Origin of the sequence: Rhizobium sp. SEMIA 4085 (genome assembly GCF_013004495.1) — a bacterium.
Classification (GTDB): Bacteria; Pseudomonadota; Alphaproteobacteria; order Rhizobiales; family Rhizobiaceae; genus Rhizobium; species Rhizobium gallicum.
Window position 1 is genome coordinate 1 of the sequence record NZ_JABEPH010000056.1, and the last position, 22,239, is coordinate 22,239.

Here is a 22,239-nt window from a genome sequence, read left to right on the forward strand (position 1 = left end):
GACATAACCTGAACCCTTGAAGGAATAGGCACCGTCGCCGGCAACGATCAGCGCGGACTGGTCGGGTTTTAGCTTGCCACGCAAGCGCTGGTAGACTGTGTCGCCGAGCAGGCTGCGGCCGATCGCAGGAACGCTGACTGGCGCGATGAAAAGGTCGATGAAACGGTTTTCCGGCTTTGGATCTTCAGGATGCGCGGCAGCTTCTGGTCGTTTCGCGGCCAGAAAGGCCTGCGAAACTTCGCCCACCGTAAGCCGCAGACTGCGCACAGATCCATCGCCGATCAAAGTCTGCCAGTTATGGGTCCCGGTCTTTGCTTCATCGACTTTCCGTGTATCGGCGACTGTGAGCGCGGCACCTTGCGACACACTGCCATCAAGCCGGCGACTGCGGATGAGTTTGACGGCCGATCGCACGACACTGTCGCCCATCACCAGGACGGTGACGGTGGCGCCGCTGACGATATCGACCTGAGGCGGCCTTTCTTGCCCTGCCGCCACACGCCCGAGATCCTTGCCAATAATCGAATTCAAGGCGGCGACGACCCTCGCCTGTGGTATGCCGATCAGGACGATCGGCTCCTTATGATCGATGAGCTTGATGCCTTTGACGACACCGGCCGGATCGATGCCGACGATGATGTGGATCGGTTTGCCGGAATAACCCGTCGATGCCGTGAAGTCGGAATTGAGGTAGGCGTAGCCCACCATATCGTTGCCGCGGAATACCGGCGCGATCGGCGGCTCTCCCTGGAGGGCGCCGAAACGATCGGCTCCTGCAAAGAGCTCCGACGGCTGCACATTCGGCAAATAGGCCGACAACTGGTCGCCGCAAAAAGCCGGCACGGCAGAAAGAAGAGCCAGACACAGGTAAATCAGCCCTCGGACGATGCGCTGGTGGGACCATCTGAAAATCGGAAAAGACATGGTGCCGTTGCTGCCTGCAGAATCTCGGTGATCAGTTGGCAGCAACCTAGTTGCCTGACGGCATCATTCTTTGATCAAGGTCAAACTCTTGGATTTTCTCTCCTGCTAATGCAGTTGCGACGACAGCCGCCGCAGGGCGCTTTTGAGACGCAACAGGAGGATATGCCCATGCAGAGATTGAGCGCCGAGCCAAGACCCATCCAATCGATGTTGGATCTGCTGACGACCGCGCGGTCGATGGAGCAGGAAGCGGTTGCCGGCTACCAAGCATTGTCCGAACGCATGCTCAAGGATGGAAAAGCCGAGCTTGCTTCCGTTTTTGACAGGCTTGCCGCCGAGGAGCAGGGCCATCTCGGCATGATCGAGCAATGGTCGGCTCAAACGGGTATTCCCTTCGAGACGGCGCCTCTCCCGGATCAGCACGGACTCTTTGACGATGAGGGTGCGGGTATTGTCGCGCCGCAAATGCTGAGCGCCTATCGGGCGTTCTCGATTGCGGTACGCAATGAGGAACGCGCCTTCGTTTTCTGGACCTATGTTGCTGCCCACGCGCCGACGCCGGAGATGCGATCAGCCGCCGAGCGCATGGCACGGGAAGAGCTCGGACATGTCGCCACGCTTCGCCAGGAACGACGTCGTGCGTTCCACGCTCTGAGGCGCTCGGAGGCGACCGTCGTCAAAAGCATCGCGTTTTTGGAGGAACGGCTGACCGGTGCCCTGGACGGGCAGTTTTCGACAGTGGAGGCGGCCGACATTGCTGAAGTCATTGTGCTCGCGCGTCAGGCACGGGCACGTGCTGGCGCTGTCCGGTTCTGGCCTTTCGCGGGTCCAATGACGGTTGCCATGCCACGAAACGGCGAGGCGCCGAACCTTCCCGGATTGAGCGAGCTTCTGCTTGACTGTTATCTCGACATTGCGGAGAGCTGCAAAGATCAGGCGGGGCGTGATCTGGCTCAGAAGTTCGCGGGCGAACTTATTCACTGCCTGTCTGTGGTGCGGCGTCTAGAGATGCTATCATGACGAGGCTGCGGAAAGAGGATCCAGTATGCAGATAACGCGCGACGACAATGGTGACTTTGTTCTGGATCCCACGGAGCTCTCCACGCGATTCGGCCTCTCTAGAGCCGAGTTCAAGCGAAATCTGCAGATGGGTTTGGTTGCAAGTACTGTGGAAATTGGAGAGGGCGACGATTCGGGGCTGCGGCGGCTAAGCCTCAGGATCGGCAACCGCATTTGGCGCGCGCTCCTGGACGAGTCAAATACTGTCCTTTCCGAAGAGATGACCTTTGCCCGGGCTGGCTCTGTGAAAAGGACCGGCCGCCGGATCCTTGGGTAAATACGGGTGTTCGCCAGGTACTCGCCCTCATCGCTCAATCTTGCTTTGGGCTATCTCGTCAGGGTCAGAAGAGACTTTGTGCTCCTCTGAGATCCCCTTCTTGAAAGCTTTGATCCCCTGTGCGACGTCACCCATCAATGTTGGGATCTTGCCGCGGCCGAAGAGCAGCAGAACGATCACCATTACAATCAGCCAATGCCATGCGCTGAACGAACCCATTGCAAAACTCCTAACTCCTGGCAATTGCACCGAGCGCGGCGAGATTGCCTCACTGACCTCCAGGTCCCTTGAGCAAAATATATGGCGTTCAGCCGCTGGAATATTTGACATATCTCAAGAGCGGGCATAGCGCCGATTTCGCGCTAAACAAATGCCGAGGTAGGACGAAGCCTGAACGCTGTCACGCCGCTTGCTGTTTTCCAGATAGGTTGAGAGGTTTTCCGGTCGGTTGTCTTCGCGGCACGATCCCAAAGGATAAGGTGACGAGCGGAAGATCGACCTTCTCGGCCTCGAGGATACGATCGACACCTCCTCGGCGGCCGGCGAACTGATCTTCACGTATATTTAGGGGATCGCACATTTTTGAGCGGCGGCTGATCTCAGAGCTAACAAAGGATGGTGCCGGTTAGGCGTCAACGGCCCCGCTTAGTGCAATTCGCTTTTCGACCCATCTCTGATCAACCCGACAATCGTTCGACTGCCCGTATCGGCGGGCCGCGCAGCCCCGGTAATCAATGACGGCCAAGTGCCATAAGGCTTCTGGCTGGATCTATAGCGTTGTGTCATGCGGACATCGCAATTGCCGGCGCTTCCCATGTCAGGTGTTCAACCGAGATCTATTCCATGTATGTTGATGTTTTTCCAGTCAGTGATAACGTTAGCAACATTACTTCTCATAAATGAACATGAACGCTCAGATGATCACCGCTGCCCAGCTTCGTGCCGCCCGCGCCCTTCTCGACATCGACCAGAAAACCATGGCAGCGATGGCTGGCGTTTCTGTGCCAACTATCCAGCGCATGGAGGCGAGCGCCGGGAATGTGCGGGGAGTGATCGATTCCTTGGTCAAGGTGGTCGAGGCGCTCGACCGCGCCGGCATCGAGCTGATTGGCGAGCATGCCGTCAGCGGCGATGGCGGGCGCGGGGTTCGCCTCAAACACTCTGTGAACTCGGGCTGAATCTAAGGTTTTCCGTGTAGCGGCGCCGACCGCCTGGTGGCCGACGATCCGCCTCTGTTGTGGCAAGCGAAAGGTTGGTCATGGCCGCTCGAACAGTTGAACCCAGCTTTGTTGACATGTTTACGCCCAAACTTGTCACTGTTCTCCACGAGCGCTACGGCCTCGCGGATCTAAAAGCTGATGCCATTTCCGGTCTGACTGTCGCCATCGTCGCACTGCCGCTGTCGATGGCGATCGCGATCGCCTCCGGCGTCACGCCCGATCGCGGGCTCTACACGTCAATCATCGGTGGCTTCATCGTATCCGTGCTTGGTGGCAGCCGCTTTCAGATTGCCGGACCGGCCGGCGCGTTCATCGTGCTCGTGTCCGCGACTGTGGCGCAGCACGGGCTCGACGGCCTTCTCCTGGCGACGATGATCTCGGGAGTGATGCTGATGGCGATCGGATTGCTGCGGCTCGGGACGTTTATCAAGTACATTCCCTATCCGGTGACGGTCGGGTTCACTTCCGGCATCGCGATCATCATTTTTGCAAGTCAGCTCAAGGAATTGCTCGGCCTTACGCTCGACCAGGAGCCCGGGCCGCTGCTGCCGAAGCTTCTGGCGATCGGCAGCGCTTTGGCGACGTTCAACATCTCAGCAATTGTCGTCGCGGCCCTGACGATCGGCATCATCGTCGTCGTACGCCGGTTCCGCGCGCACTGGCCCGCTTTCATCATCGCGGTGGCGGCCGCAGCCAGCGCGTCCGCCGTGCTCGGCTTGCCCGTCGAAACTGTCGGCACCCGCTTTGGCGGCATTCCACAGTCGCTTCCAATGCCGCAGCTACCGCCGCTCTCCTGGGCGAAAGTGGTCGAAGTCCTCCCCTCCGCGTTTTCCTTTGCGCTGCTCGGCTGCATCGAGAGCCTGCTCTCGGCGGTCGTGGCGGACTCAATGAGCGGCCGGCGGCATCGTTCCAACTGCGAGCTGGTGGCCCAAGGCGTGGCCAACATCGCCGCTCCGCTCTTTGGCGGTTTCTGCGTGACCGGCAACATCGCCCGCACAGCAACCAACGTCCGCTCCGGCGCGCGCGGGCCGATATCAGGAATGCTTCATTCGGTCTTTCTGCTGCTGTTCATGCTCATCGCCGCGCCGCTTGCCGCTTACGTCCCGCTGGCGGCATTGGCAGCGGTGCTGGCTGTCGTGGCCTGGAACATGGTGGAAAAGCACGAGTTCGCGACGCTCGTGCGCGCCTCGCGAGGCGATGCTGTCGTGCTGCTGATCACCTTCTTGCTGGTTGTGTTTCGTGACCTGACCGAGGGGATTCTGGTCGGCTTTGCATTGGGGACGCTGCTTTTCCTGCACCGCATGGCGGAGGCCGTCGAAGTCGAGCACACATGGCCGGTCGCGGAACTAGACAAGCCCGACACGATGAATGGCAACGGACGCGAGCCTTACGAGGCGGATCTGGCAACCGATCCGGACATCGTCGTCTGCCGGATATCCGGGGCATTCTTCTTCGGTGCGGCGGCGGGGGTCGGGGCCGCGCTGGATCGCATCGGTGAGCAACCCAAAGCCTATGTCATTGATTTCTCAGGCGTGCCGATTCTCGACTCGACCGGCGCCGCCACTATTGAAGGCTTTGTGCGCAAGGCTTATCACCAAGGCGCCGCCGTTCACATTGGCGGTGCATCATCGGCAGTCCGGCGCGTGCTTCTGATACACGGCATGCGACCGCCGCGGGTGCGCTTCAAGAGAACGCTGGCCGACGCAGTGACGACCGCGCGTGCAGGAATACCGCAAGGGACGCAGAAGCAGGGAACCAACAGGATGGTTGAACGGATTGTTGCTGGCGAGGTTTTCCGAGAATGAAGAAACCGTGCGCACGCTGATGGCGACGGACGCACGCTTCAACAAGCATTGTGACGAATATCGCAAGGTGACCGGCCTCCTCGATGAACTCGAGCTGGAGGTGGCGCGCTTGAGGCACGCCATGGCATCGATGATAGCGCAGGTTCCGATGAAGCCGATCTTTTCGGGCAGGGACATTGCTATTGCGCCGCGGCAAGCGGGCCTAACGAGACATCGGTCGTATAGTTTTCGCTCAGAAACGATATGAAATCGTGCTGGAACTGCCGCGTGTGGGCGTGAGCGAGCGCTCGTGGCGTCTGCCTGGACTGGCGGAGCAGATTGGGGTTGGTGCGATCCACATTAAGGACGAACGTCATCGCCTTAGCGCGGGAAGGTTCAAGGCATTGGGTGGCGCCTACTCGGTGATCCAACTGCTTCTTTGAAGCGAGCGGTAAACATCACAGAACTCCAGTCAACAGCAAAAAAAGAGGTCTTTGCATGCGCTCTAAGGTGCGATGGAAACTGTGCTGGGAAAAAGAGTTGCAACTCTCCGACCATGTCGAACTCGCCGAGTTCTTCCGAAAAACCTATGGACCGACCGGGGCCTATAATGCAAAGCCGTTCGATGGTGGTCGAAGCTGGGCCGGCGCAAGACCTGAGCTTCGTGCAATCGCCTACGATTCGAGCGGTGTGGCGGCCCACATGGGCTTACTGCGCCGTTTCATCAAGGTTGACGGAGTCGACCTGCTGGTGGGGGCGAACTAACTGAACAGGCATCGCCTGCCTTCGAGGCTGCCTGTCGCAGCCGAGACGGCCGAACCGGAGGTCAGGTCTGTTGCCTAAGGCCGCACGCCTCGCCCCTTCTAGACCGTCGATCTCGTCAACGCGATCAAGCAGGAGAAGGCGCGGCGGCGCTCCGGCCAATCGCCCCTTCTTGTCCATTCCGATCCTCTTGATCCTTGATGAGCTCGGCAATCTCCCCGTTCAGCGCATTCGGTGGCGGATTGCTCTTCCATCGCCGTCACCTTTCATCAGGAAAAGCTCAATGGTTCCGAAGACGTAGGACAGAAATTTAGTGATTGGAGCGGACCTGGAGCTCGCGAGAGCATCGTCACCCGAAGAGGCGGAGCCCTTACGGGCTCCGGTCGCAATCCTTCATCAGCACGCTTTCGCACCCATCATCGTTATGAATCGAACCACCATGACCGATTCATAAGTCTCGTTGGACGCTAGCGCCGAATTTTCGGATTCTGCGGGCATGATTGCTCAGCCTTATCATCTTTATGTCGAACGGACAGATGCCACCAAGAACATGGCACGCTACTACGTGATGGAGATTTCCGGCACGTTGTTCGGCACAACCTGCCTCAAGCGGACATGGGGTCGGATCGGCAAAAGAGGGCAGAGCAAGGTCCACCTGTTCGAGCGGGAAGAAGAGGCCGTCGATCTCTTTCTCGACATTATGCGCCAGAAGCGAGCGCGAGGATATCGACCGCGCGCGGTGGGACGCTCTCCACGCAATTGATCGCAAGGCCTCGTTCCCCTCGATCGAGAGAAGAGGAGCGCGGGAAGCTACCTTCCAACGGCGCTTCGCATCTTGATTGCAATGTGGGTGCCATACCAGGGCGTTTGCACCTGGTCGCGCGGAAATGATGCGTCGAGCTGACGGAGAAACCGGCGATGGACGCCATCTCGCACAAGCCTTGCCCGTCGGTCGCGGAACAGGATCGTCTTGGTTTTCAGTGATCGCGATGATACAGCCAACGACAATGACAAATGATCCCTTCAAGGCGCCGCGTCAAAGTGAATCTGACTGTGTGCAACTATTCGATTCCCACCCACAAGCGATGTGGGTTTACAACGTTGAGACGCTGCAATTCTTGATGGTAAATGACGCTGCCGTCGCCCTCTATGGGTACTCTCGGCAGGATTTCTCCAAGATGACCATCAGGGACATTCGTCCCCCCGAAGATGTGCCTGCCCTGTTGGAAAGTGCAACCCAGGGGCCCCGCGGCATCGAGGAGTCCGGCGTTTGGCGCCATCGACTTAAGGATGGCCGGATTATCTTTGCAGAGATCTCGTCCCATGCCTTCGAATTTGAAGGGCGAAATGCGAGGTTGATCATGGCCCAGGATGTCACCGAGCGTCTTGCCGCTGAACAGAAGACTCGCGAGAGCGAGGAACTGTTCCGGGCAGTTTCAAGCGTAACCACAGACGTAATCTGGGATTGGAATGTTATCACGGGTAACCTCTGGTGGAGCGAAGGCCTCAAGACTGTGTTTGGCCACTCGCCCGAAGAAAGTCGCCGGAATCTTGAATTCTGGAAGATGCGTGTCCATCCGGACGATCTAGAGCGCGTATTAGGCTCCACGCAAGAGGCTATGGATTCCAAGGAACAAAACTGGGAGGATCAGTACAGATTCTTTCGGGGAGATGGCTCGATCGCGCACGTCGAGGATTCTGCATATATCATCTACGATCGTCAGAGAAAACCGGTTCGATGTGTCGGTGGAATGACTGACGTTTCGGCGCGTAAAGAAGCCGAAGATAAGCTTGCACAGCAGGCGGCTCTTCTCGACATGGCTCGGGATGCGATTATCGTTCATGATATCGACCAGAGAATTCTGTTCTGGAATAAGGGTGCAGAGCGAATCTACGGGTGGACGGCGGAAGAAGCAGTGGGCCAATCGCTTGGACAATTGCTGTATTGCGATGAGCTCGACCTACTCACTTATGTTGCCGCCGTCGTGGCAACGGGAGACTGGAGTGGGGAGATCGCGCAAAAGCGCAAGGATGGGAGCCGCATTGCCGTAGAGGTCCGCTGTTCGCTGATGCGTGATGGGGATGGTAGTCCGCGATCCATCCTTTCGATCAACTCGGACATCACAAGGCGCCTCGCAGTCGAGGAGCAACTAAGGCAAGCCCAAAAGCTTGAGGCAGTGGGGCAGTTGACGGGGGGTGTAGCGCATGACTTCAACAATCTTCTAACCGTCATACTGGGCAATGCAGAGGTTCTCGCCGAACGGCTGAGCGAGGATGAGAGCCTTCGTCGCCTTGCGGAAATGACGTCAGCGGCCGCTCAAAAAGGGGCTGACCTTATTCACCGGCTGCTCGCCTTCGCGCGCCGGCAGGCTCTCGAGCCGCAAGCCGTCGATCTCAATTTACTCCTGAAGGATATCGACGGTCTGTTACGGAGGGCACTTTCCGAAAACATAGAAGTCGAATTCATCCAATCAGCCGGCCTCTGGAATGCGCTCGTCGATCCTTCCCAGCTTGCGACCGCCATCCTAAACCTTTGCATTAATGCGCGCGATGCGATGCCCCTCGGCGGGCGCCTGATGATTGAAACTAGAAATATCTCAATCGGTAAAGATGATGTGGATTGGAACGCGGACATTTCTCCCGGTCAATATGTGATAATGGCCATCTCTGACACGGGGATTGGGATGGAATCCCACGTCCTCACGCGCGCCTTTGAGCCGTTCTTTACGACCAAGGAGGTTGGGAAGGGGAGCGGTTTGGGTCTCAGTATGGTCTTTGGTTTTGCCAAACAATCGAACGGGCACGTCAAGATTTACTCGAAACCCGGCCAGGGGACGACGGTGAAGATGTACCTCCCGAAGGCCATTCAAGCCAAGAAAGAGGTAAGGTCCTATGCGAACCACGCCATTCTCCCCAAAGGCTCTGAGAAGATTCTTCTGGTGGAGGACGATGAGTTGGTACTAAGTTATGTAGCCGCACAACTCGAAAATCTCGGTTACCAAATTATTTCGGCTCGAAACGGTCAAGAGGGCTTGCACGCTCTACGCGAAATCGCTGATATCGACCTTCTGTTCACGGACGTAATCATGCCTGGCAGCCTAAATGGGTGCCAGCTGGCGGAAGAGGCTCGCAAGATTCAACCAAATATACCTATTTTGCTTACTTCCGGATACGCAGAGAACGCTATAGTTCATCAAGGGAGGCTCGACCTTGGCGTCGACTTTCTCACTAAACCTTACCGACCAAGGGACTTGGCCGCAAAGGTGCGCTTGATACTCGATGGTAAGAGCGGAAGACAGTTCATTTAGCAGATTGGACGTCAGCTAAGCCCCAACTTCGACGCGGTGTAATACAACGGCGATTGCCGAGGCTACCCCTTCAGCCCAAGGGGAGCACGCGATCTGATCTGGTGAGGCAGCTCAGAAATTGAGCAGTGGTCATATTACGAGTTGCCCCGCGGCAGAATTTTTTTGGGGAACCGAACATACGCTGCAAATTCATCAAGGGGCAACGCTGGTGCATAGAAATAACCCTGCGCGACGTCACATCCGATCTCAGCGAGCGTCGCGGCATCCTCCGGCGTCTCAACCCCTTCGGCAACTGCGTGCGCATTAAAGCCGTGGGCCAACTGTATGGTCGCGACACAGATATTTCTCAGAGCGCGGTCGCCTGAACATCCGTTTACAACAGATCGATCCAACTTGAGTTCCGAAAAGGGTGTATGTCGCAGCCGTTCAAAGGTAGCGTAACCGGATCCGAAATCATCGATTGAAATCTTGAACCCGTGTAGCACAGCGCGTGTCGCAAACGCTCGGCAGACCGAACTATCACCGCGGTCACTTTCGGTGATCTCCAAAGTCAGGTCTAGGGCACTAACGGCGCACATCCGTTTGAGCTGAAAAATCAGCCCAGGTTGTTTCATGCTGTGAGTGGAAACGTTTATCGAGAAACGTAGCGGCACACCATCCCGCAAATCAAGTGACGCAGCTTTTGCCGCAGCATCTGCGGCCCTAATCGTGAGTTCATGAAGGTCATCGTCGTCGGCTGTCGGCAAGAACTGGCCGGGAAAGACCAGACCGTCGCTGGGGTGTCTGATCCGGGCCAGGCACTCAGCGCCCACTATAAGACCAGTCTTGAGATCAACCTGTGGCTGAAACCAGAAATTGATCCAATCCTTCTGAAGCGCCTCGCGCAACGTCGCGTCTGGACTTGGTTTATTAACGCGTGCGATGGTGGACGTAACGTTTGTCGCCTCGTTTAGAACCCGTCTTAAATCTTGCAGCTTGAATGGCTTTCTAAGCGTTGCCTTTGCGTCCAACCCCATGCGAAGCGCAATATCCTTCGCGTGACGAAGTACCATTTCGGGATGACCGCTGACTATAATAATGGGCCCCATAAACCGGAGGTCTCGGAGCATGTGAAAAACATCAATTCCGTCGGCATCGCCGAGAGACAAGTCGACAAACACAATGTCGGGGTTCTCCCGCCTTACGGCGTCGAGCATGTCGCTAATCGTTGTAACCGCGCGCGCCTCTACGCCGATGTGCTGCAGTTGGACTTGCAGCAGATGACAGACCTCGGGATCGTCATCAATTAGTACCGCCTTCACCTTGGATTCCTTGGCTGTGGCGCGTTTGACATATCAGCTCCCTCCGTTGGCGGAACTAAACGATATCCGACCCCGCGTACCGTCTGAATATATTCCACACTCTTCGGGTCCAGTTGCTCGACCTTTCGTCTCACTCTTGCGATGTACACCTCTAGCGTCTTGTCGCGCGGATCATATTCTCTGAAGCAAGCATGTTTTGACAGCTGTGACTTACTGCAGGTTCGCCCGGGGTTTCTGCTGAGCTCTGACAGTAGCCGCGCTTCGAGCTCAGTGAGCGGCAGCGTCTTGCCGTGAAACAGTAGGGCTCTTCTCGTCAGATCGCACCGAACGCTTCCGATCGCCAACTCACACGGCAGAACCTCGGGCCGTATGCTCTCCGATTTTGTCACAGCACGGGTGAGGCGTGCCTGGAGTTCACGAACCGAAAACGGCTTCATCACATAGTCATCCGCGCCCGCGTCCAAAGCTGTCGCCCGGCTCTCCGGGCTTCCCGACCCCGAAATCAAGATCAGAGGGATGTCCGAGTGCCTTCTGACTGTACGAAGTATCTCCAGTCCGTTCCCATCGGGCAAATTTACGTCAACGATCGCACCATCGAAGAAGTCGATCTCGGCGCTGTGTATCGTCCGCAGGCACTGCTTGTAGTTTGAGATCAGTCGAATATTGTCTCCAGGCACGGGCCAGGATTCGATGATCGTTCTTGCGACCAGATCATCGTCTTCGACTAGGAGGATATCCAACGAATCAGCCTCCCGTGACCTCGGCGCTTGTAAAATTCCTCTTGCTCGTAGAGGGCCAAGTTGCAGCCGCTCGCTCGACACGGCGAATCTAAAGTGCGGAGTCGCATCGTTAGACCTCAAGAACCCTCTTCAGATCGTGAATAGTCGCGAGTGGAAACTCGATGCGGGAAAGAGCGTTAATAAATCGAGTCGGCTGTTCTTTTATGAACTCGACCTCAATTTCGCCCGTTGACCGGCGAAATGCGGTCACTCCTATGAAATACTCGTAGTTCCCCAGCACGATATAAAAATGATCAGGAACCGTGGAGCAACTGGTTCGTATCCGGGCGCCGTTTTCAGAGACTTCCACAACTAACGCTTTAGTCATGGTCAGATTCCTTAGCGCCCTTGCAGGGTACACGAGCCGTACCATAAAGCGGCAGTTCCTCTTTAATCGCGCGCTTGTCCTGAGATCAGCGGCGAGGCGAGATAGGTATGTCGATTGAACGCGGTCTCGCGGAGCAGTGCTAGGCATGAATTTGAGCCCATTTTGGAGGCACGCTGATCTCATACGCCGTCAGCGGTTGGGAAGCGTTGGCCAGTAGTGTCATGCCCGCGGTTAACTCAGGATTTCGCAATTGTTAAATAAGGTAAATGGTGGCATCTCGGTGAAGGGCATGGATTTTCCAGTAGATCATCGGTTCATCGGCGAGCGCACCCTCGACGGCCCCTTTTCGGCAACGGCACGAGCGGGCGCCTGATCAACCACTTATGTCGCGGCTCGGATCTTCCAGCGCGTCTAATCGACGTTCGGCATGGCTATACTTCCGACAACACGGACGATACGCCAACCTTGGGCACGCTGCGCGCTGCCGTAACATCTTTCGATAGTGGTATCTCGATTACCTTCGCGGCGTCTCGCCAGAGGATCTGGCCGAGGCGATCCCGCTCACCTTCACCGATGGCGACAAGGGTCATATGACCAGGGACGAAAGGTTGACCCATGTTGTTCTCCATGGGAGGATATCACCGCGGCGAGAGGGGCGGATATTCTGGCAACTCTCGATCACCCCGCCTTGGGACACCTTCACTGTCTATCTTCACCAGACCGAGCCGGCGCGGCGACGGCAGGGTATCACGTCTGCCGTTCGGGCTTGATGATCTGTCGAAGAGCGTCTTTCAAAGCTCCTCCTTTGCGGAACTGCGGCGCTCCTTGATGGAGCGCCGCGTCCGGTGGCTGGCCGCCGCCTCAGCGCGACCAGATGAGAACGTATCCGTCCTCGTTCTCGACGAGGCTCGCGTAGATCGGAGCGGGGAAGCTCGGGTCGTCAAGCTTGATCGAGTGATATTCCCGGCCGGTTTCCTTGGCGGTCTTCTTCCAGCCGGCGCCGATCTCGATGGTGCCTGCGAGGGCGCGAAGGTCGGGCGACTTGTCGTTTTCCTTCTCGGCGACAACGAGGCGGGCCTTGATGTTGAGGTTGAGCGTCTTGATAACTCCGACGAAAGAGCCGTCTTCGTTGCGGGTGAAAGTGCCGATCTGAGCCATTTGTCTTCTCCTTGCTGTATCAGGTCGCGACCATCGCGGCCTTGATGGCGATCGGAGAACACCGGGCGACCGGCCCGCACCCGAAGGGCCGAAATGGAATGGAGGGCGGCGCAGCGCGGAGCTTCTTGTCTCGCGAGGAAGCCGCGCGCAGGCGTCAGCCGAGCACGGCGGGGAAGAAGGTCGGCAATGCGCTGTTGCGGGATCGAGGTGGGGCTGCAAGCCGGACGCGGTGTGAGATACGCCAACAAGAAAGGCCGCAGAGGACGCACCTCACGCAGCTTCATGGAGGAGAAGGCCGTGGCTCACGATGTAAATCCGGACGAGGACGACTTGCCGAGGTCAGGCGCTACCTTGCATCACGTCCAGCCGTCCAGCCGCTCACTCAGACGAGAAGGAAGGCGAACTTTACTCCTGCGAGTCAGCTTATCTGCGCATGGCGACGGAGCCGCGTGGTACGAGCTGGGAATGTCAATGCTCAGCGTCGCGCACAATCCATCTGGTGATCGCAGCGGTGTCGGGCGGCGAAGAGTGTCGACCTTCGTCGACAGGGGCTCGTTTGCGGGATGCTGCCCTGAAGGAGCTTATCAGCTTGAAACAAGTGATCAGAAAAAGGAAGAAAGTATGAGGAGTTGCGGGGGCGGTTCAGTCGGCTTCTCTCTCCCGGCTATGTTTGAATTCGATTTTGTTGATTCGGCGCGGCTATCCGAGAGGTCTAAGCCGTGTTTTCCGACTTGGCGCCTGCGCGAAGGTGGGACTAAGTCTGGCGTTTGCGACAAGGCCGCTTGTTCAGGATGCGATGAGCGAAAGAGAACGAGGAGTGCCTCGGTGGACTTGCGCAAGACGGCGGGACTGGGGTCGGCGTCGCTGGTTGATATGGCCGAGATCCTCGTCGCTGAGTGTGTAGTGCCTAAGCAGATCCGCCCCGCGGCAGGCGCCACGGCGCGTCCTTCTGCCGATTGCCCGATGAAGATCCGCAAATAACGGCGATGCCCGCAAAAGGAGCCCGCCGCCATTGACGGCCCTGATCAAGCAAAAAACTAGGCGGCCGGCCGATCTTGCTGGCCAACCGGCTGGAGATCGTGGAGATAGGCCACCGCACGCTGTGCATGCGCCGCAGCCTGGAAGATGGCCCGCTTGTCGCCGGCGAGGACCGATAGCCAGGACTGAAGGTAAGAGGCGTGATCCGGCCGAGGCTCCAGTTCGGGCGCGATCCCGAGATCGGCGCAGAGGAAGCAGCTTCCAAGCTCGGCGATCAATTCCTCGCGGGCTCTATCTGACCGCTCCTTGTGGTAACGGCTGAGGTCGCGATTCAGCCGATGCGATGCGCCAACCCAATGGGTGGCCTCATGACTTAATGTGGCATAGTAGCTTTCCGCATCCCTGAAGCTCTCAAAATGCGGCATCTGGATAAGATCGGCGGCGGGAGCAAAGAAGGCTTGGTTGCCGCCATGTCGGATCACCGCGCCGGTGTTGCGGAAGAAGCGATCGGCGTGCTCGATGCGCTCGACCGGATCAAGGAACGGGGCAGGGCGATGATCGAATTGTTCCGGAAGGCCACCGATCTGCTCGATATTGAAGACGGTATAAGCCTTCAGGAAGGGAATTTCGCGCTCGACCTCGTCGCCATTTCCGTCGGTTTCGGATTTGGTAAAGCGGCTCGCAAAGACCACCGTCGCGCCAGTCTCGCCCTTGCGGACGGCGGCTCCGAGTTCGAGAGCCTGCTTGAATGTCATCCACATCGGCGAGCCGTAACCGCGCGCGGTTCCCTCCGACCAGAGGAGGAGCACGTTCATCCCGGAATAGGGCTTCCCATTGTGACGCAGAGGTCGGGTGATGCGGCCATTCGCGTTCGCCGCATTCCACGGCTTCATCCACGGCCGAACACCATTGCTCAGGTCCTCGATGATCTTGTCGGTGATCCGTGTGTAGAGATCGGCACGTTGGCCGTCGTCTTTCCTGCTCATTCTCCAACCTCCATTTTTCAAGAGGCCGCGCCATCGCGACCCCGTCACGGCGGTCCAAAGGGCGGAGCGGCAAGGGGTGAGGGCACCGTGAGGCCGGAACGAAGGTGGAGGACGGCGAAGCCGTTGACCGAACCCCTCGCTTCGGCAGGACCAAAGGCCGGACGGGGTCGCGACCGGCCGGTCTGAGCCTCTCGGCATCGGAAACTTCAAGGAACGGTTTGATATCCGTGGACCGAAACTCGCCGGTCGTGGCGAGGTTCGGCAAGCCATGGAATTAGATGCAGGCATAAAGCAGGCAATCGCTGAGGTTTAAACGATGGCGGCCTTTTCTAAGCCGCTCCAACTTTGCGTCTCGATAGACTTCAAGGCGGGACCGAAGCCCGCCGAGGGTATGGCTCAGTCGAAAGCCGACATCTGCGTCTCGGCCGCCTTGCGGTCGAGCGAGTGGCCCGGGTTGTCGACCGGCCGGTCGAAGGGCTTCCAGACCTCGCCAATGATTTGCTTATAGGCTGCGATGGTGCCTTCGGCTGCCATTCGAAGAGCGTGTGCCTGTACCCCCATGTCGGCTGCGAACTCGCGCTTGCGCTGGGCGGCGCTGTCGTAGCCGACCGGACCGTCAAGGTCCTCATCGCGCGTGTCATTGGCGGCCTTGGCGGTGGCATCCCGTGCCTCGGTGACGGCGCGGGAGTAGAACTGGCCGGCTCCATGCGCGGAGCCGACGAAGGCGCCGACGATGCGTTGGAGATGGATCTGCATCGCCCGTTCTCCGAGCGCCTCGGAGAGGCTATCGGCGGTCTCGATGATCAGGCGCTCATGCAGTTCGCGGATGCCGTCGCTGTCGATGACCGCGATGCCGAAATTCTCGGCGAGTTTCAGCGCCTGGGCGGTGTCCGGGCAAGTGAGCCGGACCATTTCGAGGGTGGCGCCCTTTCGAAGTTGCGCGACGCGGGCGGATTGGCGGGATTGGGTTGCGGCCTTGGCCATGGGCTCTTCCTTTCATGGTTTTGCTCCCGAAGTGGTTCCGGCACTTGCCGGCTTGCCCTTCGGTGCGGTCAACGAGAACCGGTGGAAGACGGGCGTTTCAGGGTCCGGGCCCGGCAAGACGAGCAAAGCCGGGATGCGCGCAAGCAGGTCAAACTGACCTAGCGAGGCGCGCGGACCTGCTTTGCCGAGGACGCCGCAGTCCGGCCGCACCGCGGCGCGAAGCGGCCTTGAAACGAACGGACGCCGGTTCAGACCGCATCACAACCGAAGGGCAGCCGGCACGGGTCTGTTCCGAAGGATGCCATTGAATATGGCGCCCTTTAGTAGAGCCGCGGCCCCTCTCAGCTCGCCGCAGGCGAGCAACTGCTCGATCGAGGGACCATCACTGGGCCGACCCGGTTCGCGCACCAAAGCAGGCGGCGGTTTCGACGCGATTGACGCAATAGCCCCAGTCACAGACGCCGAGCCTTAGGTCGGTCTCCGCGATCAAAAAGCCGACATAGACCTGGAAATCTCCATCGCGGGTGAGGAACTCGCGCATGGCAAACATCGAACCGCGGATCCAGAGTGGCTGCAGGATTTCGAACATGTACGTTTCACCGATCTCGAATCTCGCCGGCGTAGAACAACGGCGCGTCATCCTCCAGCGGTTCGGGCGCTGGGCGTGACGGTCAAACATGCGGAACATCTGCTGGCCCGTGGCGACGCCCTGGAAGACTTTGCGGATTGCGGTGGAAGCCGTCATCTGCGGCTCCTTCGGTGTCGTGTCCGACCGAAGCGCGGCGCGGTCCTGACGACCCTGTCATCCTCTTCCGTCTTTCGAGACACCTTCAGGGCCGCCGGCATGCGGGCCGGCCGGCTCTGCCGGGCGAAGCTGCCCTTGACGCGGTCGGCCGGAATGCGGCACGCCTCTGCCTTTCTCTTTCCTCACCCTCTTTTCCTTCTCTGAAATCTTCAGGGTATCATTCCAGTCGTCCTCGGGCGGGCGCAATCGCATCCAATCGCAGGCGGCCTCGTTGGCGAGCGTCCGCAGCCGCTCCGCAAACATGTCGCCCTGGGGATTGGCATCCGTCGCCGCAACGAGTTGGACGTTGGGACGAGCGGCGAGCACGCGTATCGCCGCATCCGTCGCCGGCGACCAACCACCTCCGGTGCTGAGGTACATCGTCCCATCTCGCAGACCCTCGATCGCGCCCAGGCTCATTGCGTCGATCGCCGCCTCGGTCACGCAAAGACGGGGCGCATCCATGGCGCCGAGTCGAAAGAGAACCTTGTTGCCGCCAGTCGCAAAGCCACGCCATTCGCTGCCGCGTTCTTCCCAGCCGCAAACGACACCCGCATCGTCGGTATGGCCGGCCCACATGCTCCCGTATGGCCCTTCGCGAACAACGCCTTGCGCGATAGCGTAACGAATGACACGGGCGGGGAGGGAGCGCTGCCAACGAAGATAGCGCCACGTGGCCGATCCTGGCCAAGGCGCCCGTCGGTTCTCCCATTTCTCGAAGACTGGAATCTTGGCGGCTCGATAGCCCTTTGACCCCTGCCACACCGGTACCGATGGTCGGAAGCCGATCAGCGCGGCGATGCGCTGGCAACCCTCATGAAAGCCGACGTGTTCAAGACGCGACATCAAGGAAAAAACATCGCCCTTTTCGTCTCCGAGCGGGTCGAACCAGCCGCGCCCGTCATGCGTAACAATGATAATCTCACTTGCGCGGCGAAACTTCATCGCCCGCCTGGTGCTTTCTCTGACGTCGACTGCAAAACCCGAGGTCTCCAGCACCGCCCCGCAGCCGACCGTTTTCCGCAATTGCTCGATTTCTTCTCTTTCCATCTCCATTCCGATCGCCGTGCGATCAGCCTTTCATCTTCGTTCCTTCCCGTGAATATCGCGGGCGCAATCCGGACCGCCGCGAAGAGCAAAGGCTGCAAGGGCGTGGCTGGGCAATTGTCGGATTCAACAATTCTAAACGTTAGCCACGGCGGAGCCTCCCTTGCGGCCGCCGGCTCGCCAGCGGCATGCGGGAACGGCCCAAGGAAACGACAAGAGGCGGCTCAATGAGCTCCCACGGGATATACTCATGGATGATTTCAAGGTCGTCCCCGGCGTCGATTTCTTCGGAGGGGAGTGCGCCATATTCGCCGTCGACTTCTAAGACGATGACCGGGACCATCAGGTCGCGAGAGAGCTGGAAGGCGTGGGAATGTGCGAGGGAAAGGTCGTGCGACATGTGAGAGGCTCCATCCAGGAGCGGGCCAATTCCCGCTCGATGGCTCCTCAAAAGGCTGGGTTACGGGCGCGATCACCGCGAGGAGCAGCAACGTCGTAGATCCGGCATCGATTACTGTGTCCCGGCGTCGAAGACGGGCAAAGACAGATCGCCTTGATGGTGAAATACTTCTTCGAACATTGATGGCCTACACCCGTGGCGAGCCACATGTCTGCGCGATGGTACACGTCCCATCAGCGGAGGAAGAGGATCAACGGCGAATTTCCCGGGAACGCAAGACACTGATCGGGGAACGCGTTACGCACGTCAATCGCATAAAAGGGCTACTGTATTCGCAAGGTGTGTCAGGTTACGAGCCACTGCATAGAGACCGGCGTAAGCACCTCAACGAACTGAAGACCGGAGACGGCCGCGACTTGCCGGTGCATCTGAAAAGGCAGATCAGCCGGGAGCTGGACCGACTGGAGCTGTTACTCGAACACATCAAGTCAGTAGAAGCCGATCGCAGTAAATTCCTCTTGTCGCAAGTTAAGCAAACGAAAGAGCCTCAGCTCGAGATGCTCTTGGCCATCAAGGGGATCGGCGCCGAGGTTGCGACGATCCCGTGGACGGAGGCTCTATACCGGCATTTCGACAATCGGCGCCAGATAGCCTCGTATGCGGGCCTGGCCCCGACACCTTGGCAAAGCGGTTCGATCGACAGGGAGCAAGGCGTGTCGAAAGCAGGCAATCCTAGACTCCGGGTGATGCTTGTCCAGACGGCCTGGCTGTGGTTGCGACACCAGCCGAATTCCGCGCTTTCGGGAACGCACACAAGCCAATCAAGGTCGCCGAAAGAAATCGACGATCGTGGCCCTGGCACGGAAACTGCTCGTGGCACTCTGGAAATACGTAACCTCCGGCGTCCTGATGGAGGGTGTCATCATCTCGAACTGAGCCTGAGTTCTGAATCTTTTCGAAATCTACCAGAACCCGATCAGTTCTGGCAGATCCAGGCCGACGAACCGAGGGTCCGCATGGCTAATCGCCGTTTTGCTAGAATGGTCTCGTCGTCCTGAGCTTGGCCCGCCGTATGCGGGATATTGGTGCAGCCGCATTTAACGGCGACCGGATGTGAGGTTGATAGGTTCAGCGATGAACCGCGTCGTGGATTTAGCTCAGGCCTGGATTTTGAAAACTGCGGAGATTTATTATGGAGCATTGACAGCAAACATCCCATGTGCGCGGACCCCAGCATTGTTGATAACGTTCCGGAACAGGATCGCGTGGAGAAGCTGCAGTTGATCGCCTGCAAAGCACTCTTGCCTCCCCACCGCGTATGCCTAATGTGACGGGTGGCGAACCCACTCCGTCTCGACCGGAGGCCTTCAGCACACTGACTGGCGCTCTTCCCCTGAGCTATGAGTTGCCGCACGCGGATATACCAGAGGACGCACCGTCCGTACACCATGGCGTGGGCAGCGCCGACCTTAATGAACGCGCTTCGGAGCGTCCTCAATCTCTTCGAGGACCCGAATGAGCCCAAGAACCGCTTTCTCGTTAAGGCCGGCCAAGATGAGGCCTGATCGTTGGGCGGTGCCACCTGTCCGCCTATCGAAAATACTCCAACTCCCGTCGTCGTCCTTGCGTGCACCGAACCGAGGTTCTTCAATCATGGCGCTCTCATCCTATCGCTTCGAAAAACTGACCCTAATTTGTTTTCGAGGCAGCGCCAACCACACCCCCGTACCCGCAGAGGCGACGGATGGTAACGCTTGATGTCCCGCCGCGATCAGATCCGCAACAAGATCATGTCCCGCGTCGTGATCGACGAGGTAACGGGCTGCTGGCTGTGGACCGGCCCGACCTCCGGCGACGAGGGCCGCGGAGCTGGCTATCCGCGCATGTCCCTGGGAGGGCAGACGGTCGCTGTGCATCTCGTCATGTGGACCAACGAGCACGGCTATATTCCGGGCAGAAGGAACTCGACCACGCCTGCCGCAACCGCCTTTGCGTGCGGCCGCATCCCGATCATCTGGAACTGGTAACCCGCAAGCGCAACGCCATCCGCCGCGAGCAGGCGAAGCGCGGAATGATCGTATGCGCCGCCTACACCCCATTGATTCCACATGTTTGTGAACATTGAGGTTTCTGTCAGAAGGTTTTCGGCAAGAGCTGGAGATTTGGGATGGCGGATGGTGAGGGATTTGTCGGGCGATGCGAAGTTGTCGAGCCTCGTCGTGGAAACCGGCGATGGCCCAATGATGTGAAGGCGCGGATTGTAGCGGAAAGCCTTCAGCCCGGTGCGCGGGTTGTTGATGTTGCGCTCAATTATGATCTTGCTGCGCATCAGCTTTCGGACTGGCGAGGGCAGGCGCGTCAGGGTCTTCTGGCGCTGCCTGCCGAACTGATGCCATCGCTGCCGGCCGAGCCTTGCGACAATAGCGGCTCACTCGAGCCAGCCTTTGTGCCCCTGGCGATTACGACGGAGCCGCAGGAGGCTGCCGATCTGTCGCCGGTTCCGGAGCCGGTCATGGCCCCCTCGGGGATCGTGACAATAGAAATAGGCACAGACCTTGTGGTGAGGGTTCCCGTCGATGTGGCGGTTGCTCGGGTTGCGGCCTTGGTGCGCGCGATGCGAGGGACGGCATGATCGTCGCGGGCCAACGCTTGCCGATCCTGATCGCGACGCGGCCGGTGGACTTTCGCTGTGGTCATCAGGCACTGGCATTGATTGTGCAGACCGAGTTGAAGCTTGATCCGCATTCCGGGGTCACGGTGATCTTCCGGTCGAAGCGCGTTGCACCATCAACCAGCTCTTGCGCAGTCTTGAGCCGGAGCTGTTTGTTACGGACGAAGTCGCGATTAGGAGTGCGCGCCAGTCTGTTCCGTATATCCCCTTCGAGGAGATTGAGAAAGCAGCGCAAGACGTCCTGGAAAAGGTACGTTACAAATCAGGACCGGTCGATCTCAAAAAAATCTGCTCTGCGCTATCTATACGGCTGCAATTCAGCGAGCAGATAATAGTGGATCAAGACGGAACGCAGATACTCGGGTCAGCAAATTTTGATCGCAAGTCGATTCAGGTCAATTCCCACCGAGACGGCAATCGGGAGCGCTTTACCCTAGGACACGAAATCGGGCATATTTGCCTGAAGCATGATCGATATCTACGGTCCGAGACGATCGTTGAACGAGATCTGTACATAGATCTCGATACCGACGAGCTCTTCAATTACGAGCGCCTTGAATTCCAGGCGAATGCATTCGCCTCCAGCATTGTTCTGCCCACTCAGGTATTTATCATCGCAGTCGAAGTGGGCCGACAGAAATTCGATATTCGGGACCGCGGGCACGGCCATATTTTCGTCGACGACCAACCGTGCAACTCGATGCCATACGATGACCTTCTGTCAGATCTGTCGCAGTATTTCGAGGCTTCGCGACAGGCGATTGAGATAAAGCTTAGCAGGTTGGGTTTGCTCAATGATCAGAGGCGGCGGAACAAGACTATTCCCGCCGCCCAACTGTTAGGAACCCTTACTTCGTCGCTCAAGAGGTGATCGCTGGTCAACTTTGAACATAGTATGTGGGTGGCGCGGCAACCTAAAGCCCGGCAAGACAGACGTATTTCATCTCGAGGTACTCATCCATGCCGTGGCGAGATCCCTCCCGCCCAACTCCGGACTGCTTCCAGCCGCCGAACGGCGCCGCCTCGGACGACATGCGTCCGGTGTTGATGCCGACCATCCCGTATTCGAGTGCCTCGGCAACGCGCCAGACGCGTCTGTGATCCGTCGCGAAGAAGTAGGCAGCGAGACCGTAGATCGTGTCGTTCGCCTGCCGGACGACGTCGTCCGCGTCATCGAACCGGATGATGGCAGCCAGCGGACCGAATGTCTCCTCGCGGGCGACTGCCATATCCGAGGTGACGTTGGTCAGGACCGTCGGCTCAAAGAACGTGCTCTCGTGGTAGCGTCGTCCGCCGCAGTGTATGAGGCCGCCTTTCTGGATGGCATCCGCGACATGATACTCCACTTTCGCAAGGAGATGGCGGTCGATCAGTGGCCCGATCCTGCTCTCAGGATCAAAACCATCACCCACGGCCAGTTTCCGAGCTCGGGCAGCGAACTTCTCTGCGAATTCGTCCTGACCCTTCGATGGGGCATACAGGCGGTTCG

At 58.5% G+C, this 22,239-nt stretch carries 21 protein-coding genes and 6 pseudogenes; 13 read left to right on the forward strand and 14 right to left on the reverse strand.

The features are described 5' to 3' along the window. Positions 1-924 (reverse strand): FMN-binding protein (locus C9413_RS08420; protein ID WP_170250361.1); only part of this gene is annotated, 924 nt, incomplete at its 3' end. A gap of 168 nt (positions 925-1,092) precedes the next feature. On the opposite strand from C9413_RS08420, the gene C9413_RS08425 reads away from it, so the two are divergent. Together C9413_RS08425 and C9413_RS33165 are read left to right on the forward strand one after the other, a co-directional pair. Continuing rightward, positions 1,093-1,944, forward strand: coding sequence for a ferritin family protein (locus tag C9413_RS08425; protein ID WP_223844099.1), 852 nt, complete (start codon positions 1,093-1,095; stop codon positions 1,942-1,944). A 25-nt stretch (positions 1,945-1,969) separates the two neighbouring features. Further along, positions 1,970-2,260 carry a DUF6522 family protein gene (locus C9413_RS33165; RefSeq protein WP_040116199.1) on the forward strand — a complete coding sequence of 97 codons (291 nt, stop codon included), beginning with the start codon at positions 1,970-1,972 and terminating at the stop codon, positions 2,258-2,260. 27 nt (positions 2,261-2,287) lie between these two features. Here C9413_RS33165 and C9413_RS08430 read toward each other — a convergent pair whose 3' ends face one another. After that, on the reverse strand, positions 2,288-2,479 hold the full coding sequence (locus tag C9413_RS08430) for a twin-arginine translocase TatA/TatE family subunit (protein ID WP_040116198.1): 192 nt from the start codon (positions 2,477-2,479) through the stop codon (positions 2,288-2,290). Between the two features lie 698 nt (positions 2,480-3,177). On the opposite strand from C9413_RS08430, the gene C9413_RS08435 reads away from it, so the two are divergent. Together C9413_RS08435 and C9413_RS08440 are read left to right on the forward strand one after the other, a co-directional pair. Continuing rightward, positions 3,178-3,438, forward strand: coding sequence for a helix-turn-helix domain-containing protein (locus C9413_RS08435; protein WP_040116708.1), 261 nt, complete (start codon positions 3,178-3,180; stop codon positions 3,436-3,438). Between the two features lie 80 nt (positions 3,439-3,518). Further along, entirely contained in the window at positions 3,519-5,285 is a 1,767-nt protein-coding gene (locus C9413_RS08440; RefSeq protein WP_170250362.1) for a SulP family inorganic anion transporter, read from the forward strand. Between the two features lie 179 nt (positions 5,286-5,464). On the opposite strand, the pseudogene C9413_RS33170 reads toward C9413_RS08440, so the two are convergent. Continuing rightward, positions 5,465-5,569: pseudogene (locus C9413_RS33170) on the reverse strand (GntR family transcriptional regulator); the annotation flags it as partial. Positions 5,570-5,581: 12 nt separating this feature from the next. Between C9413_RS33170 and C9413_RS33175 the strand changes: the two are divergent. The 4 genes and pseudogenes from C9413_RS33175 to C9413_RS08455 form a co-directional block, all read left to right on the forward strand. Continuing rightward, positions 5,582-5,739 (forward strand): annotated as a pseudogene (locus tag C9413_RS33175) (diaminopropionate ammonia-lyase); the annotation flags it as partial. Between the two features lie 23 nt (positions 5,740-5,762). Beyond that, a pseudogene (locus tag C9413_RS08445) lies at positions 5,763-6,017 on the forward strand (acyltransferase); the annotation flags it as partial. 505 nt (positions 6,018-6,522) lie between these two features. Next, on the forward strand, positions 6,523-6,789 hold the full coding sequence (locus C9413_RS08450; RefSeq protein ID WP_052451726.1) for a WGR domain-containing protein: 267 nt from the start codon (positions 6,523-6,525) through the stop codon (positions 6,787-6,789). A gap of 244 nt (positions 6,790-7,033) precedes the next feature. Then, positions 7,034-9,334, forward strand: a complete 2,301-nt coding sequence (locus C9413_RS08455) for a PAS domain S-box protein (protein WP_170250363.1) — start codon at positions 7,034-7,036, stop codon at positions 9,332-9,334. A gap of 134 nt (positions 9,335-9,468) precedes the next feature. On the opposite strand, the gene C9413_RS34415 is transcribed toward C9413_RS08455, so the two are convergent. The 5 genes from C9413_RS34415 to C9413_RS08480 all read right to left on the reverse strand — a co-directional run bounded on the left by C9413_RS34415 (position 9,469) and on the right by C9413_RS08480 (position 12,900). Beyond that, the gene (locus tag C9413_RS34415) at positions 9,469-10,635 is read right to left on the reverse strand and encodes an EAL domain-containing response regulator (RefSeq protein ID WP_040114395.1); all 1,167 of its coding nucleotides are present in this window, start codon (positions 10,633-10,635) and stop codon (positions 9,469-9,471) included. Beyond that, positions 10,632-11,375, reverse strand: coding sequence for a response regulator transcription factor (locus C9413_RS08465; RefSeq protein WP_052451719.1), 744 nt, complete (start codon positions 11,373-11,375; stop codon positions 10,632-10,634). Before C9413_RS08465 ends, C9413_RS34415 begins: the two co-directional genes overlap by 4 nt. Before the next feature lie 109 nt (positions 11,376-11,484). Further along, on the reverse strand, positions 11,485-11,742 hold the full coding sequence (locus tag C9413_RS08470; protein ID WP_132553110.1) for a hypothetical protein: 258 nt from the start codon (positions 11,740-11,742) through the stop codon (positions 11,485-11,487). A gap of 431 nt (positions 11,743-12,173) precedes the next feature. After that, complete coding sequence (locus C9413_RS08475) at positions 12,174-12,359, reverse strand: hypothetical protein (RefSeq protein WP_040114393.1); 186 nt, start codon at positions 12,357-12,359, stop codon at positions 12,174-12,176. Positions 12,360-12,603: 244 nt separating this feature from the next. After that, a complete protein-coding gene (locus C9413_RS08480; RefSeq protein WP_040114392.1) occupies positions 12,604-12,900 on the reverse strand; it encodes a DUF736 domain-containing protein in 297 nt (98 codons plus the stop codon). An 825-nt stretch (positions 12,901-13,725) separates the two neighbouring features. Here C9413_RS08480 and C9413_RS32685 point away from each other — a divergent pair. Then, positions 13,726-13,881: a hypothetical protein gene (locus tag C9413_RS32685; protein ID WP_166677333.1), complete on the forward strand. Its 156-nt coding sequence runs from the start codon at positions 13,726-13,728 to the stop codon at positions 13,879-13,881. 56 nt (positions 13,882-13,937) lie between these two features. Here the strand turns inward: C9413_RS32685 and C9413_RS08485 are convergent, their stop codons facing one another. The 5 genes and pseudogenes from C9413_RS08485 to C9413_RS08505 all read right to left on the reverse strand — a co-directional run bounded on the left by C9413_RS08485 (position 13,938) and on the right by C9413_RS08505 (position 18,079). After that, on the reverse strand, positions 13,938-14,864 hold the full coding sequence (locus tag C9413_RS08485) for a zincin-like metallopeptidase domain-containing protein (RefSeq protein WP_040114384.1): 927 nt from the start codon (positions 14,862-14,864) through the stop codon (positions 13,938-13,940). 396 nt (positions 14,865-15,260) lie between these two features. Then, positions 15,261-15,848, reverse strand: coding sequence for a hypothetical protein (locus tag C9413_RS08490; protein ID WP_040114383.1), 588 nt, complete (start codon positions 15,846-15,848; stop codon positions 15,261-15,263). A 523-nt stretch (positions 15,849-16,371) separates the two neighbouring features. Further along, a pseudogene (locus tag C9413_RS33180) lies at positions 16,372-16,593 on the reverse strand (DUF1419 domain-containing protein); the annotation flags it as partial. 57 nt (positions 16,594-16,650) lie between these two features. Further along, positions 16,651-17,682 (reverse strand): DUF3991 and toprim domain-containing protein, encoded by a 1,032-nt coding sequence (locus C9413_RS08500; protein WP_040114488.1) that lies wholly within the window; start codon positions 17,680-17,682, stop codon positions 16,651-16,653. A gap of 139 nt (positions 17,683-17,821) precedes the next feature. Further along, complete coding sequence (locus C9413_RS08505; protein ID WP_063856011.1) at positions 17,822-18,079, reverse strand: hypothetical protein; 258 nt, start codon at positions 18,077-18,079, stop codon at positions 17,822-17,824. Here C9413_RS08505 and C9413_RS08510 point away from each other — a divergent pair. The 4 genes and pseudogenes from C9413_RS08510 to C9413_RS08525 all read left to right on the forward strand — a co-directional run bounded on the left by C9413_RS08510 (position 18,055) and on the right by C9413_RS08525 (position 21,621). Then, a pseudogene (locus C9413_RS08510) lies at positions 18,055-19,015 on the forward strand (IS110 family transposase). The gene C9413_RS08505 and the pseudogene C9413_RS08510 sit on opposite strands and share 25 nt — an antisense overlap. Before the next feature lie 818 nt (positions 19,016-19,833). Continuing rightward, positions 19,834-20,204: pseudogene (locus tag C9413_RS08515) on the forward strand (HNH endonuclease signature motif containing protein). 42 nt (positions 20,205-20,246) lie between these two features. Continuing rightward, complete coding sequence (locus tag C9413_RS08520) at positions 20,247-20,711, forward strand: transposase (RefSeq protein ID WP_040114389.1); 465 nt, start codon at positions 20,247-20,249, stop codon at positions 20,709-20,711. A gap of 166 nt (positions 20,712-20,877) precedes the next feature. Next, entirely contained in the window at positions 20,878-21,621 is a 744-nt protein-coding gene (locus C9413_RS08525) for an ImmA/IrrE family metallo-endopeptidase (protein WP_052451716.1), read from the forward strand. A gap of 43 nt (positions 21,622-21,664) precedes the next feature. Here the strand turns inward: C9413_RS08525 and C9413_RS08530 are convergent. Further along, positions 21,665-22,239, reverse strand: a 575-nt coding sequence (locus tag C9413_RS08530) for an aldehyde dehydrogenase family protein (RefSeq protein ID WP_170250364.1), incomplete at its 5' end; no start/stop codon positions are given.